This is a genomic window from Thermoflexus sp., from assembly GCF_042408365.1.
GTDB lineage: Bacteria > Chloroflexota > Anaerolineae > Thermoflexales > Thermoflexaceae > Thermoflexus.
Window position 1 is genome coordinate 1 of sequence record NZ_JBHOQJ010000200.1, and the last position, 2228, is coordinate 2228.

Consider the following 2228-nt stretch of genomic DNA (forward strand, 5'->3'; position numbering starts at 1 on the left):
ATTGGCGTTGCGTGAGAAGGGCCGAATAGCTACTTTGTAACTATTCAGGCTGGTCCCATTCCGTTGGGAGCGCTTGCGAGGAGGCGGAAGGGTCCCACCCCCCTTCATCCCTCCCCCCCACGCCCCAACGGGCCGTGGGGAGGAGGGATGAAGGGGGGTGGGACCCTTCCGCCTCCTCGCAAGCGCTCCCAACGGAATGGGACCAGCCTGAATAGTTACAAAGTAGCTATTCGGCCCTTCTCACGCAACGCCAATACGAGGTGGTTTCCCCCTGGGAGCTTTGGGACCCTCCCGCCTCCTCATGAGAACTCCGAACCGAATAGGACCAGGCGGAATCATTACGGTGGAGCAAGCAACGAGCCGAATTGCTCCCTCTCCCCTTAGGAGAAGCGAATCCCAAAGGCTATGGGGAGGAGGGATAAAATGGTCTCAGGGGATGTCTATCTCCTGTGAAGAGGTGCCTGCGGATGGTGGAATTCACCTTCCATTTCCCAACGGGCTTTCTATGGGGAACGGCAACCTCGAGCCATCAGGTGGAGGGGGAGAACACCCGCAATGACTGGTGGCTCTGGGAACAGGAACCGGGACGGATCCGGGAAGGGCACCGTTCGGGGCGGGCCTGCGACTGGTGGCGCAACGCGGAGGCGGATTTCGATCGCGCCGCGGCCATGGGTCAAAACGCCCACCGGCTCTCCGTCGAGTGGAGCCGGATCGAGCCCCAGGAGGGGGTCTTTGATGATGCGGCCATCGATCGCTATCGGGCGATGCTGCGAGCCCTGAGGGAACGGGGGCTCGAGCCCATGGTGACCCTTCACCACTTCACCAACCCAATCTGGCTGGCGGAACAGGGCGGCTGGGAGAACCCAGTCACCATCGACCGCTTCGAGCGGTATGTGCGGCGGGTGGTGGGCGCGCTGAAGGATCTCTGTCGCCTCTGGTGCACCGTCAACGAGCCCAACGTCTTGGCCTACATGGGTTGGAACGAAGGGAAATGGCCGCCGGGGAAACGCGATTTCAACCTCTCGATGCAGGTGCTGCGCCATCTGATGCGAGCCCACGCCCGGGCTTACTATGCCATTCATGAAATCCAGCCCGAAGCCCGGGTTGGGATCGCCCACAACATGGTGGTTTTCGAACCCGCCCAGCCTGCCTCGCCCCTGGATCGCCTCATCGCCCGCCTGCACGATCGCATGTTCAATGGCCTGGTCCTGGACGCGATGGTAAACGGCCGGGAGCCTGGGGTTCTGTCTTTCCGCACGTTGGCGACGCTTCGGGGGACCTTCGATTTCATCGGGCTGAATTACTACACCCGACGCCTCTCGGCCTTCGATCGACGTTCCCCGGCGACGATGTTCGGCCGCACCTTTCTGAACCCCCACGGCGAGCTCAGCGATGGGGACTACGGGGAGGTCTTCCCGGAGGGGCTATATCGTCTGCTAAAGCGGCTCGCCCGCCTCGGCAAGCCGATTTACATCACGGAGAACGGGATCCCCGATGCGGATGATGACCAGCGCCCTCGCTTCTTGATCCGCCACCTCCATGCAATGTGGCGAGCCATTCAGCAAAACGTCCCGGTGAAGGGGTATTTCTATTGGTCTTTGGTGGATAACTTTGAATGGGCCGAGGGGTGGACCCTGCGCTTTGGCCTGATCGAGGTGGATCCCCAAACCCAGGCTCGGCGCCCTCGACCCAGCGCCGAGCTTTACGCGGAGGTTTGCCGGGCGAACGCCCTGACCTCGGAAACCATCGCGCGCTATGCCCCAGAACTGCTCCAGGAAATGTTCGGGGTCTAAGGGTCCATGAAATTTGTGGAGTGTAAGCGCCTTCAGCGTCCACACCAGACCTCAAGCGCCGTGGCCCCTATTATAATTTTGGGTAAAGAGGACAACTCTATTGAGCTTCGCTCTGGCAGGGCGTTTCAGAGCTCTAACATTTTGGGTTTTCGGGGCTGGGGTGTGGGCCTTTGGCCCCCCGCCCCCTGCGGTCTTTGTCAGAACTTTGAAAAGCCCTGTCGCCCTGGAAAAGGAACCCGGCGTAAGATGCCAACATCGTCGGAGGTGGGGTGCTCCTTTGACGCGCCCTCAGATCCCAAGCATCCACTTCTGTCCACACGAACCCAATTTCAGGAGGTGGGCCATGTCCCGAACCCATCTGTTCCCCCCCGACCGCGTGCACTATGTGTGGAACAACACTCTACCGCCCGTCATCGAGATCGAGCCCGGGGACAC

At 61.0% G+C, this 2228-nt stretch carries 1 protein-coding gene; it reads left to right on the forward strand.

The annotated features are described in order from the left end of the window. The first annotated feature begins 467 nt into the window (after positions 1–467). Positions 468–1793 (forward strand): glycoside hydrolase family 1 protein, encoded by a 1326-nt coding sequence (locus tag ACFMO5_RS09465; protein ID WP_376792502.1) that lies wholly within the window; start codon positions 468–470, stop codon positions 1791–1793. The last annotated feature ends 435 nt before the right edge of the window (positions 1794–2228 follow it).